The organism is Streptomyces sp. NPDC048462, from assembly GCF_043200175.1.
Taxonomy (GTDB): Bacteria; Actinomycetota; Actinomycetes; order Streptomycetales; family Streptomycetaceae; genus Streptomyces.
Genome location: NZ_JBICXG010000024.1, coordinates 100,707 through 115,159, shown reverse-complemented (window position 1 = coordinate 115,159; position 14,453 = coordinate 100,707). Strand labels below are relative to the sequence as shown.

The window sequence follows — 14,453 nt, the reverse complement described above, 5'->3', positions numbered from 1 at the left end:
CCCCGGGGGGGGGGGCACCCCCCGGCGCGGGTTTATTGTGTCTTCTAATCAATTTCATCCCCAAAAAGTGACAAAATGCACCGGGGGGGGCGGGGGGGGCCCCCCCCCCCCCCCCCCCCGACGGAGACCCCAGCACAGCAGAGGACCAACTGCACGAAGGGGAAGCCATGACAGCGACGACCGACGGAAGCACCGGGGCTGTGGATCCCCGCGCAGCCTCGGCCAGTAGACCGACATCCGAATCGACCACCGCCGCGGACGACGTACTGGCCGCCGCGCGACGGGCCGCGGAACGCTCGGTGGAGCACCTCCTCGGCAAGCAGGACGAACAGGGCTGGTGGAAGGGCGACCTCGCCACCAACGTCACCATGGACGCCGAGGACCTGCTGCTCCGCCAGTTCCTCGGAATCCAGGACTCCGCCACGGTCCGGGCGGCCGGCCGCTTCATCCGGGGCGAGCAGCTCGGTGACGGCACCTGGGCCACGTTCCACGGCGGACCGGGAGACCTCTCCGCCACCATCGAGGCCTACGTGGCACTGCGGCTGGCCGGCGACCGGCCGGACGACCCGCACATGCTCCGCGCCTCGGGGTGGGTCAGGGAACAGGGCGGGATCGCGGCGAGCCGGGTGTTCACCCGGATCTGGCTGGCCCTGTTCGGCTGGTGGAAATGGGACGACCTGCCGGAACTCCCGCCCGAGCTGATGTTCTTCCCGAAGTGGGTCCCGCTCAACATCTACGACTTCGGCTGCTGGGCCCGCCAGACCATCGTGCCGCTCACGGTCGTATCGGCGAAGCGGCCGGTCCGGCCGGCCCCCTTCGCGCTGGACGAGCTGCACACCGACCCCGGTGAGCCCAACCCACCCAGGCGCCCCGCACCGGCGGCCAGTTGGGACGGTGTCTTCCAGCGCCTCGACAAAGCGCTGCACCTCTATCACCGGATCGCCCCGCGCCGGGTGCGCCGCCTCGCGATGAACGCGGCCGCCCGCTGGATCATCGAACGCCAGGAGAACGACGGCTGCTGGGGCGGCATCCAGCCGCCCGCCGTCTACTCGGTCATCGCGCTGCACCTGCTGGGCTACGACCTCGACCACCCGGTGATGCGGGCCGGGCTCGCCTCGCTGGACCGGTTCGCGGTCTGGCGCGAGGACGGCGCCCGCATGATCGAGGCGTGCCAGTCCCCGGTCTGGGACACCTGCCTCGCCACCATCGCGCTCGCCGACGCCGGCCTGCGCCCCGACCACCCGGCGCTGGTGAAGGCGGCGGACTGGATGCTGGACGAGGAGATCGCCCGACCGGGCGACTGGTCGGTGCGAAGGCCTCAACTCCCGCCGGGCGGCTGGGCGTTCGAGTTCCACAACGACAACTACCCCGACATCGACGACACCGCGGAAGTGGTCCTCGCGCTGCGCCGGGTCCGCCACCCGGATCCGGCACGCGTCGAGGCCGCCATCGCGCGCGGGGTGCGCTGGAACGTCGGCATGCAGTCCCGCAACGGCGCCTGGGGGGCGTTCGATGCCGACAACACCAGCCCGTTCCCCAACCGGCTGCCCTTCTGCGACTTCGGTGAGGTCATCGACCCGCCGTCCGCGGACGTCACCGGGCACGTGGTGGAGATGCTCGCCATCGAGGGCCACTCCGCCAACCCCGTCACCCGGCGCGGCATCGAGTGGCTGCTCGCCGATCAGGACGCGGCGGGTGGCTGGTTCGGCCGATGGGGCGTCAACTACGTATACGGGACAGGGTCGGTGGTGCCCGCACTCGTCGCCGCCGGACTGCCCGCCGCGCATCCCTCGATCCGGCGCGCGGCCGACTGGCTGGAGTCCGTCCAGAACGACGACGGTGGCTGGGGCGAGGACCTGCGCTCCTACAAAGAGGACAAGTGGATCGGCCACGGGGCCTCGACCGCGTCCCAGACGGCCTGGGCGCTGCTCGCACTCCTCGCCGCGGACCGGCGGGACACCCCCGCCGTGGCCCGAGGCGTCGCCTGGCTCACCGAGACCCAGCAGCCCGACGGCTCCTGGGACGAGCCGTACTTCACCGGGACCGGCTTCCCCTGGGACTTCTCGATCAACTACCACCTCTACCGGCAGGTCTTCCCGCTGACCGCTCTCGGGCGGTACGTGCACGGCGACCCCTTCGCCGGCCGCACGGCCATCCGTGAGGGGGTCTGATGGGCGAACCAGCGGGGCCGCCCGGCCCCGCCGCCCCGCTGCTGATCGCCTGCGCGCTCGGCATCGAACAGCTCGCCCTGCGCACCGGCAGGAGCAGGGCGGACAAGGCGCCGGGGCCGGTGACCGTACTCCGTACGGGCATGGGGCCGAAGGCGGCCGAAGCCGCCGTGGCACGGGCGCTCGGCGAGAGCCGGGCACTCGGCGCCGCGGTCATCGCCTCGGGGTTCTGTGCCGGGCTGACGCCCGGCATGCACCCCGGAGATCTGGTGGTGGCCGACGAGACCCGGTTCGCCGGGGAGTCGGCCGCCTGCACCGGCACCGAACTGCTTGCCGACGCACTGGCCAGAGCAGTACCGGGACGCACCGTCCACACCGGTCCGCTGACCGGCTCCGACCATGTCGTACACGGGCATGAGCGGGCCGGGCTGCGGACCACCGGAGCGATCGCGGTGGACATGGAGTCCGCCGCCACTCTGCGCACCGCCCTGCGCGCCGGGCCCCGCCCGGTTGCGGCCGTACGGGTGGTCGTGGACGCTCCACAGCATGAGCTCGTCCGCATCGGCACGGTCCGCGGTGGAATATCGGCATTCCGCGTTCTCCGTGCCGTCCTACCGGCTTTCTATGAATGGCACCGATCTCTGCTGCTCCCCAGGAGGTGAGCTAGATGGCCATGCCACTCCGTCAGACCATCAAGATTGCGACGTACCTTGCTGAACAGAAGCTCCGCAAGCGGGAGAAGTTCCCGCTGATTGTCGAGCTGGAGCCGCTGTTCGCCTGCAATCTCGCCTGCGAAGGCTGCGGGAAGATTCAGCATCCGGCCGGAGTTCTCAAGCAGCGGATGCCGGTGGCCCAGGCCGTCGGCGCGGTGCTCGAATCCGGCGCCCCGATGGTTTCCATCGCGGGCGGTGAGCCGCTGATGCATCCGCAGATCGACGAAATCGTTCGGCAGCTGGTGGCGAAGAAAAAGTACGTCTTCCTCTGCACCAACGCGATGTTGATGCGCAAGAAGATGGAGAAGTTCACGCCGTCGCCCTACTTCGCGTTCGCCGTGCACATCGACGGGCTGCGGGAGCGGCACGACGAATCGGTCGCCAAGGAAGGAGTATTCGACGAGGCGGTGGCCGCGATCAAGGAGGCCAAGCGCCGAGGTTTCCGGGTCACCACCAATTCCACCTTCTTCAACACCGACACCCCGCAGACGATCATCGAGGTCCTGAACTACCTCAATGACGAGCTGAAGGTCGACGAGATGATGATCTCGCCCGCCTACGCATACGAGAAGGCGCCCGACCAGGAGCACTTCCTGGGAGTCGAGCAGACCCGCGAGCTGTTCAAGAAGTCCTTCGCGGGCGGCAACCGGGCCAGGTGGCGGCTGAACCACTCGCCGCTCTTCCTGGACTTCCTGGAGGGCAAGGCCGATTTCTCGTGCACGGCGTGGGCCATTCCCAACTACTCGCTCTTCGGCTGGCAGCGGCCCTGCTATCTGATGAGCGACGGCTACGTGCCGACGTACCGGGAACTCATCGAGGAGACCGACTGGGACAAGTACGGCCGGGGCAAGGACCCGCGCTGCGCCAACTGCATGGCGCACTGCGGCTACGAGCCCACCGCCGTACTGGCCACCATGGGGTCGCTGAAGGAATCCCTGCGTGCCGCGCGGGAGACCATCGGCGGGAACCGGTGAGCTGATGACCGCCGGAGAACCAGTGGTACTGGCTCTCCGTGAGCCGTCGGCCCGGCCGCTCGCGACGCGTCGCCGTGCGCGGCGCGTCCTGGCCGGGCCGGCGGCGGCCGGCCGGGACGCAGCGGTTCCGGTGCAGCCGACGACGAGGACCCAGGCGTCACCACCGGGGGTCCCCGCCGTCAACGTGAGCTGAGACAGGATTAGAGAGGGGGCCCGGTATGACGCTTCTGCGGAGCATCCGGGGGCCGCACGATCTCAAGACGCTCAACGAACCACAGCTCGGCGAACTGGCCGAGGACATCAGGAAGTTCCTGATCGAGGCGGTGGCCAGGACCGGCGGCCACCTGGGACCCAACCTCGGCGTCGTGGAGCTCTCCATCGCCCTGCACCGGGTCTTCGACTCGCCCGTGGACCGCATCCTGTGGGACACCGGCCACCAGAGCTACGTACACAAACTCCTCACCGGGCGGCAGGACTTCTCCAAGCTGCGCGGCAAGGGCGGCCTCTCCGGCTATCCCTCCCGCGAGGAGTCCGAGCACGACGTCATCGAGAACTCGCACGCCTCCACGGTGCTCGGCTGGGCCGACGGCCTCGCCAAGGCCAACCAGGTACTCGGCCGCCCCGACCACGTCGTCGCGGTCATCGGCGACGGAGCCCTGACCGGCGGCATGGCCTGGGAGGCGCTGAACAACATCGCCGCCGCCAGGGACCGGCCACTGATCATCGTCGTCAATGACAACGAGCGCTCCTACGCGCCGACCATCGGCGGCCTCGCCAACCACCTGGCCACCCTGCGCACCACCGACGGCTACGAACGCTTCCTCTCCTGGGGCAAGGGCGTCCTCCAGCAGACCCCCGTCATCGGACAGCCGCTCTACGAATCGCTGCACGGCGCGAAGAAGGGGTTCAAGGACGCCTTCGCCCCGCAGGGCATGTTCGAGGACCTCGGCCTGAAGTACGTCGGCCCCATCGACGGCCACGACACCGCCGCCGTCGAGTCCGCGCTGCAGCGGGCGAAGCGCTTCCACGGCCCGGTACTCGTGCACTGCATCACCGAGAAGGGCCGCGGCTATCAGCCAGCCCTCCAGGACGAGGCCGACCGCTTCCACACCGTCGGCGCGATGGACCCGCTGACCTGCGCCCCGCTCGCCCCGGCGGCCGGTCCGTCCTGGACCTCGGTCTTCGGGGACGAGCTCGCCGCGATCGGGGCGGAGCGGCCCGACGTCGTCGCCATAACGGCCGCGATGCTGCACCCGGTGGGGCTGACGAAGTTCGCCGAGGCGTTCCCGGACCGGGTCTGGGACGTGGGCATCGCGGAACAGCACGCGGCGGTCTCGGCGGCGGGACTGGCCACCGGCGGACTGCACCCCGTCGTCGCCGTCTACGCCACCTTCCTCAACCGGGCCTTCGACCAGCTCCTGATGGACGTCGCGCTGCACAGGTGCGGCGTGACCTTCGTCCTGGACCGGGCGGGCGTCACCGGGCCGGACGGCGCGTCCCACAACGGCATGTGGGACCTGTCCCTGCTCCAGGTCGTACCGGGACTGCGGATCGCGGCACCGCGCGACGCCGGCCAGCTGCGGGCCCAGCTGCGCGAGGCCGTCGCCGTCGACGACGCCCCGACCATGATCCGGTTCCCCAAGGAGTCGGTGGGGGAGCCGGTCCCCGCCATCGGCCGGATCGGCGCCATGGACGTACTGCACCGCGACGAGGACGCCGATGTGCTGCTGGTCGCGGTCGGCGTCATGGCCCCGGTCTGCCTGCGAGCCGCCGATCTGCTCGCGGGCGCCGGCCTCCGCTGCACCGTCGTCGACCCCCGCTGGGTCAAGCCGGTCGACGAGCAGCTGGCCCCGCTCGCCGCGCGGCACCGGCTCGTCGCCGTCGTCGAGGACAACAGCCGGGCCGGCGGCGTCGGATCGGCGGTCGGGCAGGCGCTGCGGGACGCGGGGACCGACGTACCACTGCGCACCTTCGGGATCCCCGAGCAGTTCCTCGCCCACGGCAAGCGCGCCGAGGTGCTGGCCGACATCGGGCTCACCCCGGTCGAGATCGCGGGCCGGATCAGCGCCACCCTGGCCACCCGCGGCCCGGCCGGGGCCGCCGGGCACGGACTCCCGCCGGGCGACGGACACCACGAGCGCCACGCCCTGGACAACGGGCACAAGGAGAGCGGGGCATGAAGGACGACGGGCCGGGGGGCTTCGACCTGGCGCAGCTCCTCGCGGAGCGCGGCGCCGAGCGCTACGAGCTGCACACCAAGCACCTCAACCACCAGCTCCCGCGCATGCTGCACACCATCGGCTTCGACAAGGTCTACGAACGGGCCGAGGGCGCGCACTTCTGGGACGCGGAGGGCAACGACTACCTGGACATGCTGGCCGGTTTCGGCGTGATGGGGCTCGGCCGGCACCACCCCGTCGTACGCAAGGCGCTGCACGACGTCCTGGACGCCTCGCTCGCCGACCTCACCCGCTTCGACTGCCAGCCCCTGCCGGGGCTCCTGGCCGAGAAGCTGCTCACGCACAGCCCTCACCTGGACCGGGTGTTCTTCGGCAACAGCGGTACGGAGGCCGTCGAGACGGCGCTCAAGTTCGCCCGCTACGCGACCGGGAAGCCGAGGATCCTGTACTGCACGCACGCCTTCCACGGACTGACCACCGGCTCGCTCTCGGTCAACGGCGAGGACGGCTTCCGGGACGGCTTCGCGCCCCTGCTGCCCGACACCGCCATCGAGCTCGGCGACCTCGACGCGCTGCGGCGCGAGCTGAAGCGCGGCGATGTGGCCGCTCTGGTCGTCGAGCCGATCCAGGGCAAGGGCGTGCACGCCTCGCCGCCCGGCTTCCTGCGCGCCGCCCAGGAGCTGCTGCACAAGCACAAGGCGCTGCTCATCGCCGACGAGGTGCAGACCGGGCTGGGCCGCAGCGGTGACTTCTACGCCTACCAGCACGAGGAGGGCGTCGAACCCGATCTGGTCTGCGTCGCCAAGGCGCTCTCCGGCGGCTATGTGCCGGTCGGGGCGACGCTCGGCAAGGACTGGATCTTCAAGCGGGTCTACTCCTCGATGGACCGGGTGCTGGTCCACTCGGCCAGCTTCGGCTCCAACGCCCAGGCGATGGCCGCCGGGCTGGCGGTCCTCGCCGTGATGGAGGACGAGGAGACCGTGGCGAACGCCCGCCGCACCGGTGATCTGCTGCGCGAGAGGCTGGCCGCGCTGGTCGGCCGCTACGAGCTGCTGCACGAGGTGCGGGGACGCGGACTGATGATCGGCATCGAGTTCGGCCGGCCGTCCTCGCTGAAGCTGCGCAGCCGCTGGACCATGCTGCAGGCGGCCCGCAAAGGCCTCTTCGCGCAGATGGTCGTCGTACCGCTGCTCCAGAAGCACCGCATCCTCACCCAGGTCTCCGGCGACCACCTCGAAGTGATCAAGCTGATTCCGCCGCTCGTCATCGACGAGGCGGACGTGGACCGGTTTGTGACCGCGTTCACAGCGGTGATGGACGACGCGCACAACGGCGGGCTGATGTGGGACTTCGGCCGGACCCTGGTGAAGCAGGCCGTCGCCAACCGCTGATCAGCGGGGGTTTTGCCTGGGAGGCAATAAATTTGCCTCCCAGGAAAGACCCTGGCCCAATGGACACATGAATCCTCCAGAAGGAGGGGTGGCCGACGAGCTGCCCGGTGTCGCACCGCGCCTGCGTGATCTGCGCCGCGGCCGAGGGCTCACCCTGGAGACCGCCGCCCAGCGCGCCGGGCTCTCGCCCGCCCATCTGTCCCGGCTCGAAACGGGCCGGCGCCAGCCCTCGCTGCCGATGCTGCTCGGACTCGCCAGGATCTACGGTACGACGGTCTCCGAACTGCTCGGCGAGATCCCCCCGGAACGTGACGCGATCGTCCGCGCCCGGAAGTTCGAGGGGGCCGAGGCCGACGGCTGGATGTACCAGCAGGCGGGTGGTCCGGGCCGGGCGATGCAGGCGCTGCGCGTCAGGGTCCCGTACGGCGCGCAGGGCGACCTGGTGCGCGTCCACCCCGGTGAGGAATGGCTGTACGTCCTGGCCGGGAACCTCCGGGTGACCCTCGGCGAGACGGTGCACGACCTCGGCCCCGGCGACAGCGCGCACTTCGACTCGCTCACCCCGCACCGGATCGCGGCACCGGAGCGCGAGGGCGCCGAGCTGCTCTTCGTCCACACCCTGCTGCAGAGCCCCGCCGCCGAGCTGTGCCTCGGCAGCGGAATCCACCGTCGCTGAGACGCCGTCCCCGCCACCGGCCCGGCCGGTCGCCAGAGAGGACTGTCATGTCCGATTCCGAGAACTACGACCCGCTCACCCCGGCCGGGCGCAAGGACGCCGACACCCAGGAACGCAAGATGCCGCGCGGGCTCGTCATCAGGCTGTTCGCCTACCTGGTGGCCGGGCACGTCATCGCGGGCTTCCTCTACCTGCTGTTCGCGGTGGGGATGCACAACCAGTAGCCGCCAACCCCGTGGCCCCTGGCCCGGCGGACGCTCACGCCTCTTCGAGGAGCCGCTCGCGCAGCCGCTCCCGCGTCGCGGGGGTGATCCTCAGCCCCTCGGAGAGGTAGCGCTCGGTGCCGCCCCAGGTCTCGTCGATCGTGGCGAAGGCCGCGGCGAGGTATTCGCTGTGGGCGCCGAAGAGGGGGCTGAGGAGCTCCATCACCTCGGGCGACATGCCGGCCGCCGAGGTGTCGCTGCGGCGGACCCGGTAGCGGCGGTGGGCGTCGTTGGACTTGAGGTAGTCCGCCTCGACGGCCTCGCGGCCGACGCCCACCGCGAGCAGCGAGACCGCGATCGAGAGCCCCGCCCTGTCCTTGCCCGCCGCACAGTGCATCAGGGCCGGGACGCTGTCCTCGGCCAGGGCGTGCAGCACCCGGCTGTGCTCGGCGGTGCGGTCCAGGATGATCGAGCGGTACGAGGAGACCATCCGCGCCGTGCCCTGGCCGTCGCCGAGGATCCCGCGCAGCTCGTCCATCTCGCCGTCGCGCACCATCCGCCAGAACTCGCTGCCGTCCGCCGGGTCGGTGAGCGGGATGTTCACATTGCGCACGCCGGGCAGCTCCACGTCCGCCCCGTCCAGCTTGAGGTCCGCCGCGTTGCGGAAGTCGAAGACCGTGTGCAGCCCGAGGCCGCCGAGGAACGCCGCGTCCTCGGGGGTGGCGCCCGCCAGGTGACCGCTGCGGAAGAGCCGTCCGTAGCGAACCCGGCGGCCGTCCGTGGTGGGCAGTCCGCCCACGTCGCGGAAGTTACGGACCCCCGCCAGCTCGGGTTCCGTCGACGGGGTCTGCGGCAGCTGCTGCGTCACGGTCACTCCTGGAGGCTCTGCCGCCGACGCGTGTCGCCGACGGGTCCACTCCCGTGACGATACGACATCGGATATTCAGCCGATCATCCCGGCGGCGGCTCTGATGCCGCCACCGTGCGCCGCCTCTTCGTGGAGCGCCGGCGGGGACGATGGGCATGACATGTCCGTATTGAGGCTTTTAGTCGAACATGCCGTGCTTATGCGGGAGATGGTCACCCGCTCGTGAGCGGGATCATATCCGTGACGGTGTGTGGCGGCGGGCCCGTTGGGTAATCCGTACGCCGCGCGGAATGCCAAGATCCATAATCCACGGAGTGTCACCGTAATTCCGTGCCGATTTCCCGGGGCGGAATCCGGAGCGGAACCCGTGGCTTGTTTCCGCCGTCCCGGCTCGCTTACGTTCCATGTCAATCCGGATGGAACGCCTAATCCTGCCGCCGTCCGGAATTCGCACCCACTCACCGTGTGGCAGGAGCGGGGGAACCAGGTAAGCCGCCGACCGGAGAGATCCGGCCGGCTCGGGGTGAAGTCGCGCCAGGCGCGACCGGGCATCTCCAGCCCGAACCCGACAGCTCACCTCGTAGGCGCCGGAGAGGAAATTCTTCATGCCCATCCCGGGTAAGCACCGCCGTCCCAAGTCCGCCACCATCGCCCGCGGCGTCGTCGTCGCGAGCGCCGGCGGAGCCGTCATCGCGCTTCCGCTGCTCGGCGCCACCGGTGCCAACGCCGCGGAGCAGGCCGCTCCCGCCACCGCGCAGTCGGCCGCCGCGCACGCCACCCCGGCCAAGCCGGTCGCGGACAAGCAGTCCGGCACCAAGACCTACTCCGTGGTCTCCGGCGACTACCTGTCGAAGATCGCTGCCGAGCACAAGCTCAAGGGCGGCTGGGAGAAGCTGTACCAGGACAACCGCAAGGTCGTCGGCGACGACCCGAGCCTGATCTTCCCGGGCATGAAGCTGACCCTCGGCGGCAAGGCCTGGGGCCACGCCCCGGCCACCGGCTCGCACACCTCCACGGGTGACACCACCCCGTCGAAGGCCCCGTCGAAGGCTCCGGCCAAGACCGAGTCGAAGGCCCCCGCGGCCTCCACCGACACCCAGGCGTCCAACACCGCCTCCGCCGACCAGGGCTCGTCCTCCGGCTACGTCCACCCGGTCCCCGGCAACCACACCACCGCCTACCGTGCCTCCGGCGCCAGCTGGTCCAGCGGCAGCCACACCGGCATCGACTTCCCCGTCTCCACCGGCACCAGCGTGAAGGCGATCACCTCCGGCACCGTCGTCACCGCGGGCTGGGGCGGCGCGTACGGCAACGAGGTCGTCATCAAGCACGCCGACGGCCACTACTCGCAGTACGGCCACATGTCCTCGCTCTCCGTCTCGGCGGGCCAGACCGTGACCGCGGGCCAGCAGGTCGGCCTCTCCGGCGCCACCGGCAACGCCACCGGCCCGCACCTCCACTTCGAGGTCCGCACGGGTCCGGCGTACGGCTCGGACATCGACCCGATCGCCTACCTGGCGTCGCACGGGATCAACGTCTGATCCAGGCGGTACCGGTCCGGTGACCCGGACCTGAGCAATACAGCGGAGGGGCGGTGCGCGGCGGCGCACCGTCCCTCCGCTTATGTGCGGCCGGTGTTCGGAGGACGGTCGCACTTATTCCCCCTTTACCGAAATCTGACTGGGTGGTCTATCTCACCACCCGTCAACCCCGTATTACGGTCGCGTAGGTCACAATCGACGGTGCAGGATATGCCCTTGTGGCAGACGATTCGAGAAACATCCGACAGGGCGTCATCAACCGACAGGGCGCCATCGAGTCGTACGCGGCGATTGGCGACAGTTTCACCGAGGGAGTCGGCGACCTGGGCCCGGACGGGACATTCGTCGGCTGGGCCGACCGGTTGGCGGTAATCCTCGCCGACCAGCTCCCGGACCTCGAAACGGCGCAGGACACCACGGGTGCCGCGCACGGAAACTTCCGGTACGCCAATCTCGCCGTACGAGGACGCCTCCTCGACCAGATAGTCGAGGAGCAGGTACCGCGCGCCAAGGAACTCGCCCCCGACCTGGTGAGCTTCTGCGCGGGCGGCAACGACATCATCCGGCCGGGCACCGACCCCGACGACGTCGCCGAGCGCTTCGAGCGCGCGGTCGCCGAGCTGACCCGGTCGGTCGGCACCGTCATGGTCACCACCGGCTTCGACACCCGCGGCGTTCCGGTGCTGCGCCATCTGCGCGGCAAGATCGCCACCTACACCGCCCATGTGCGGTCCATCGCGGACCGCTACGACTGCCCGGTGCTCGACCTGTGGTCGCTGCGCTCCGTGCAGGACCGGCGCGCCTGGGACGGCGACCGGCTGCACCTGTCACCGGAGGGGCACACCCGCGTCGCGCTGCGCGCCGCCCAGGTCCTCGGTCTCGACGTGCCGGCCGACCCGGACCAGGAGTGGCCGCCGCAGCCGATCCGGGGAACTTTCGAGGTCCGGCGCGACGACATCCACTGGGCCCGCGAGTACCTGGTGCCGTGGATCGGGCGGCGCCTGCGCGGCGAGTCCTCCGGCGACCACGTGGCGGCGAAGCGGCCGGACCTGCTGCCGCTCTGAGGGGCCCGGCCGCCCGGACCCCGGGACGGCCGTCCCCACAGAGCCGTGCATCTTGGCAGCAGTGCGCGTCGGCAGAGCTCAGGACATGCTGCCCCGGCATACCGTCCCCGGGGCCGGGGTGCGGCCCGTGCGGAGGTAGTGGTCGATCTTCTCCGTGACACAGCGGTTGTTCGGGTATGTGCCGTGGCCCTCTTCCTCGGCCGTCAGGAGGACGCCGACACCGTCGCCCAGGGCGCGGACCATGCGGCGGGCGCCGGGGTAGGGGGTGGTCGGGTCGCCGGTGCCGCCGACCACCAGGACGGGGGCCGCGCCGTCGGCGTTCACCTGGAGCGTGGCGCTCTCGCCGTCGAACGGCCAGCCGTAGCAGAGGTAGACGCCGGTGGACCAGGCAGCGCCGAAGACGGGTGAGGCCGCTTTGACGCGGGCCTCGTCCTTGCTGAGGCGCTCGACGCCGGGGCGCAGGCTGGAGTCCGCGCAGGTGATCGCGGTCCTGGCCGCGCGGGTGTTGCCGGGCGGGGTCGCCGTGCGGTCGGCGGATCCGATGGTGTCCGCGCCCTTGCTCAGCAGACGGCCGTCGTTGTGGTCGATCAGCGCGGTGAGGGCTTTGGCGAGCGGCGACCAGCCGTCGGTGCCGCGGTCGAGATGGTCGCTGACGGCGTACGCGAGCTCGGCGGCGTCGATCTTGTTTCCGGAGCCGGCCGGGGCGGGCTTCTTCTCCAGACGGTCGGCCAGGTGCGCCATGCGCCGCGCGGCCTCCTCGGGCCCGTCACCGGTCGGGCAGTGGCGGATACGGGCCGCGCAGTGCACGGCGAACCGGTCGAACGCCGCCTGGACCGCCTTCACCTGCGACAAGTTCTTCTCGGTGTGGTCCTCGGTCGGATCGACGGACGCTTCGAGGACCAGCCGTCCGACGTGCGACGGGTACAGGTGGGCGTAGACCGCGCCGAGCGCCGTTCCGTACGAGACGCCGAAGTAGTGCAGCCGCTTGTCGCCGAGGAGGTACCGCATCAGGTCGAGGTCGCGCGCGGTGTGCGAGGTGCCGATGTACGGCAGGAGCGCCCCTGAGTGCTTGGCGCAGGCACCGGCCCCGCCGTAGCCGGTGTCGTCCTCGGTCTTCCCGCAGCGCACGGGGATGGTCACGCCGGTGCCGCGCGGATCGAAGGAGACCAGGTCGTAGCGGTCGAGCAACGGCTGGTACTGGCTGAGGAATGCGGGCAGCCCGCTCACACCGGGCTCCCCGGGGCCGCCGAAGTTGAGGACGAGCGAGCCGATGCGCCGGGCGTTCGGGCCGGTGGCCTTGTGGCGGATCAGGGCGACGTCGATCGTCCTGCCGTCCGGCTTCCGGTAGTCCAGGGGGGCCTTCATGGTGGCGCAGTCATAGCCCGTGCGCGCGGTGGCGGGCGAGGTGCAGCGGGACCAGTGGAGGCGCTGGCCGGTGGTGAACGCCGCGGGCAGACCGGCGGGCGGGTTGTCCGCGGTCAACTCCGTACGCGGCTCCGCCTTCTTTGCGGGAGCGTCGCGCTGGAGCCAGGCACCGACGAACCCCACCGCGACGAGGAGGATCCCGGCGACGATGTACGCGCCGGCCGAGAGACCCGGTCTGCGGCTTCGTATCGGATATCCGTCACTCATCGAAATTCCCGCGCTCCCCCTGGACGCCCGCCCCGTGCCCGCATCCCCGTACCCGTGATCGTCCGATCATCGAACGGGTGCAGATTACAGGCCGCTGCCCGGGACCGGCAGTGGCGCCCACGGCAGCCAGGGGCCGGTGATCCGCGCCCGGGGGGCTACGCCCGCGCCCGCCCGATGCCGAGCAACGGCCGGGCCGGTACGCGCTCCAGCACTCCGCCGGCGAAGACGTCGTACAGCGGCAGCGTCTCCAGATGGACGTAGCCGATATGGCAGTCGCACACCGCCAGCGGGCACGCCCGAGGGCCCAGCGCGTCACGGTAACTGCCGTCGTACAGATTGCCGAGCTCGGCCCGGACGAAGTGGCAGCGGCGCACCGTGCCTTCCCCGTCCACCGAGATCACGGACTCACCGGTGCGGCAGGGCAGCCCGGCCGAACGGTGCGGATGGCGGCTGTACGGGAACAGCGGGTCGATCTCCGTCCACCGGCCGGCCTCCTCGTCCGTATAGGTGTGCCCCTCCGCGGCGTTGACCCAGAGGTACACCTCCCCGGGGAGCGCCGCCCGCAGCCGCCGGGCCTCGTCGAGATGGTCCTCCAGACCGACCACACCGACGCTGTGCCGGATCCCCAGGGACCTCAACTCCCCGCACCTGGCCAGGAAACGCTCGTACGGCGTCTGGCCCGGGTGGTAGGTGCACCAGAGCGCGACCTTGTCCCGGCCCGCGGTTCCCGCCTCGGCGAGCCACTGCGTGCGCCCGCTCAGGTTCGTCTGGATCGCCACCCGGCGGATGTGCGGCAGCCCGGCCAGCTCGACCATCGCCCGGCGGTACCAGGAGCGCACCAGCCCCTCGCCCCACGGCGTGAACAGCACCGAGATCCGGTCACCCCGCTGCGCCGCCGCCCACGCCGTGAACCGCTCCAGCGCTGCCCGGTCGGCCCGCAGCTGCTCCCGGCTGTCGCGCCGCTTGGCGAACGGGCAGTACGGGCAGTCGTAGTCGCACGAGGCGAGTGGGCCCCGGTAGAGAATCGTCAGGTCCATCCGGGG

General features: G+C 70.8%; 12 protein-coding genes and 1 riboswitch. Of the genes, 9 read left to right on the top strand and 3 right to left on the bottom strand.

The genetic code is table 11. The features are described 5' to 3' along the window. Window positions 1–167: 167 nt before the first annotated feature. From shc to ACGFU6_RS30825, 7 genes are all read left to right on the top strand, one after another. Entirely contained in the window at window positions 168–2,171 is a 2,004-nt protein-coding gene (gene shc, locus ACGFU6_RS30855; RefSeq protein WP_393615697.1) for a squalene--hopene cyclase, read from the top strand. Continuing rightward, a complete protein-coding gene (locus tag ACGFU6_RS30850) occupies window positions 2,171–2,830 on the top strand; it encodes a 1-hydroxy-2-methyl-2-butenyl 4-diphosphate reductase (RefSeq protein WP_393615695.1) in 660 nt (219 codons plus the stop codon). Before shc ends, ACGFU6_RS30850 begins: the two co-directional genes overlap by 1 nt. A 5-nt stretch (window positions 2,831–2,835) precedes the next feature. Beyond that, window positions 2,836–3,855: an adenosyl-hopene transferase HpnH gene (gene hpnH / locus ACGFU6_RS30845; protein WP_311301975.1), complete on the top strand. Its 1,020-nt coding sequence runs from the start codon at window positions 2,836–2,838 to the stop codon at window positions 3,853–3,855. Between the two features lie 218 nt (window positions 3,856–4,073). After that, a complete protein-coding gene (gene dxs, locus ACGFU6_RS30840) occupies window positions 4,074–6,035 on the top strand; it encodes a 1-deoxy-D-xylulose-5-phosphate synthase (RefSeq protein WP_393615692.1) in 1,962 nt (653 codons plus the stop codon). Continuing rightward, on the top strand, window positions 6,032–7,426 hold the full coding sequence (locus tag ACGFU6_RS30835) for an aspartate aminotransferase family protein (RefSeq protein ID WP_393615690.1): 1,395 nt from the start codon (window positions 6,032–6,034) through the stop codon (window positions 7,424–7,426). Before dxs ends, ACGFU6_RS30835 begins: the two co-directional genes overlap by 4 nt. A 67-nt stretch (window positions 7,427–7,493) precedes the next feature. Further along, window positions 7,494–8,102: a helix-turn-helix domain-containing protein gene (locus ACGFU6_RS30830; protein ID WP_123530526.1), complete on the top strand. Its 609-nt coding sequence runs from the start codon at window positions 7,494–7,496 to the stop codon at window positions 8,100–8,102. A gap of 47 nt (window positions 8,103–8,149) precedes the next feature. Further along, entirely contained in the window at window positions 8,150–8,326 is a 177-nt protein-coding gene (locus ACGFU6_RS30825) for a DUF6126 family protein (RefSeq protein ID WP_393615688.1), read from the top strand. Between the two features lie 34 nt (window positions 8,327–8,360). Here ACGFU6_RS30825 and ACGFU6_RS30820 read toward each other — a convergent pair whose 3' ends face one another. After that, complete coding sequence (locus ACGFU6_RS30820; protein ID WP_393615686.1) at window positions 8,361–9,173, bottom strand: tyrosine-protein phosphatase; 813 nt, start codon at window positions 9,171–9,173, stop codon at window positions 8,361–8,363. Window positions 9,174–9,585: 412 nt separating this feature from the next. Next, window positions 9,586–9,775: riboswitch (cyclic di-AMP (ydaO/yuaA leader) on the top strand. A 3-nt stretch (window positions 9,776–9,778) separates the two neighbouring features. Between ACGFU6_RS30820 and ACGFU6_RS30815 the strand changes: the two genes are divergently transcribed. Together ACGFU6_RS30815 and ACGFU6_RS30810 are read left to right on the top strand one after the other, a co-directional pair. After that, window positions 9,779–10,714 carry a peptidoglycan DD-metalloendopeptidase family protein gene (locus ACGFU6_RS30815; RefSeq protein WP_393615684.1) on the top strand — a complete coding sequence of 312 codons (936 nt, stop codon included), beginning with the start codon at window positions 9,779–9,781 and terminating at the stop codon, window positions 10,712–10,714. Window positions 10,715–10,932: 218 nt separating this feature from the next. Further along, window positions 10,933–11,778 carry an SGNH/GDSL hydrolase family protein gene (locus ACGFU6_RS30810; RefSeq protein ID WP_393615682.1) on the top strand — a complete coding sequence of 282 codons (846 nt, stop codon included), beginning with the start codon at window positions 10,933–10,935 and terminating at the stop codon, window positions 11,776–11,778. Window positions 11,779–11,856: 78 nt separating this feature from the next. Here ACGFU6_RS30810 and ACGFU6_RS30805 read toward each other — a convergent pair whose 3' ends face one another. After that, the gene (locus tag ACGFU6_RS30805) at window positions 11,857–13,410 is read right to left on the bottom strand and encodes an alpha/beta hydrolase (protein ID WP_393615680.1); all 1,554 of its coding nucleotides are present in this window, start codon (window positions 13,408–13,410) and stop codon (window positions 11,857–11,859) included. 155 nt (window positions 13,411–13,565) lie between these two features. Then, the gene (locus tag ACGFU6_RS30800) at window positions 13,566–14,447 is read right to left on the bottom strand and encodes an STM4011 family radical SAM protein (RefSeq protein ID WP_393615678.1); all 882 of its coding nucleotides are present in this window, start codon (window positions 14,445–14,447) and stop codon (window positions 13,566–13,568) included. Window positions 14,448–14,453: the final 6 nt, after the last annotated feature.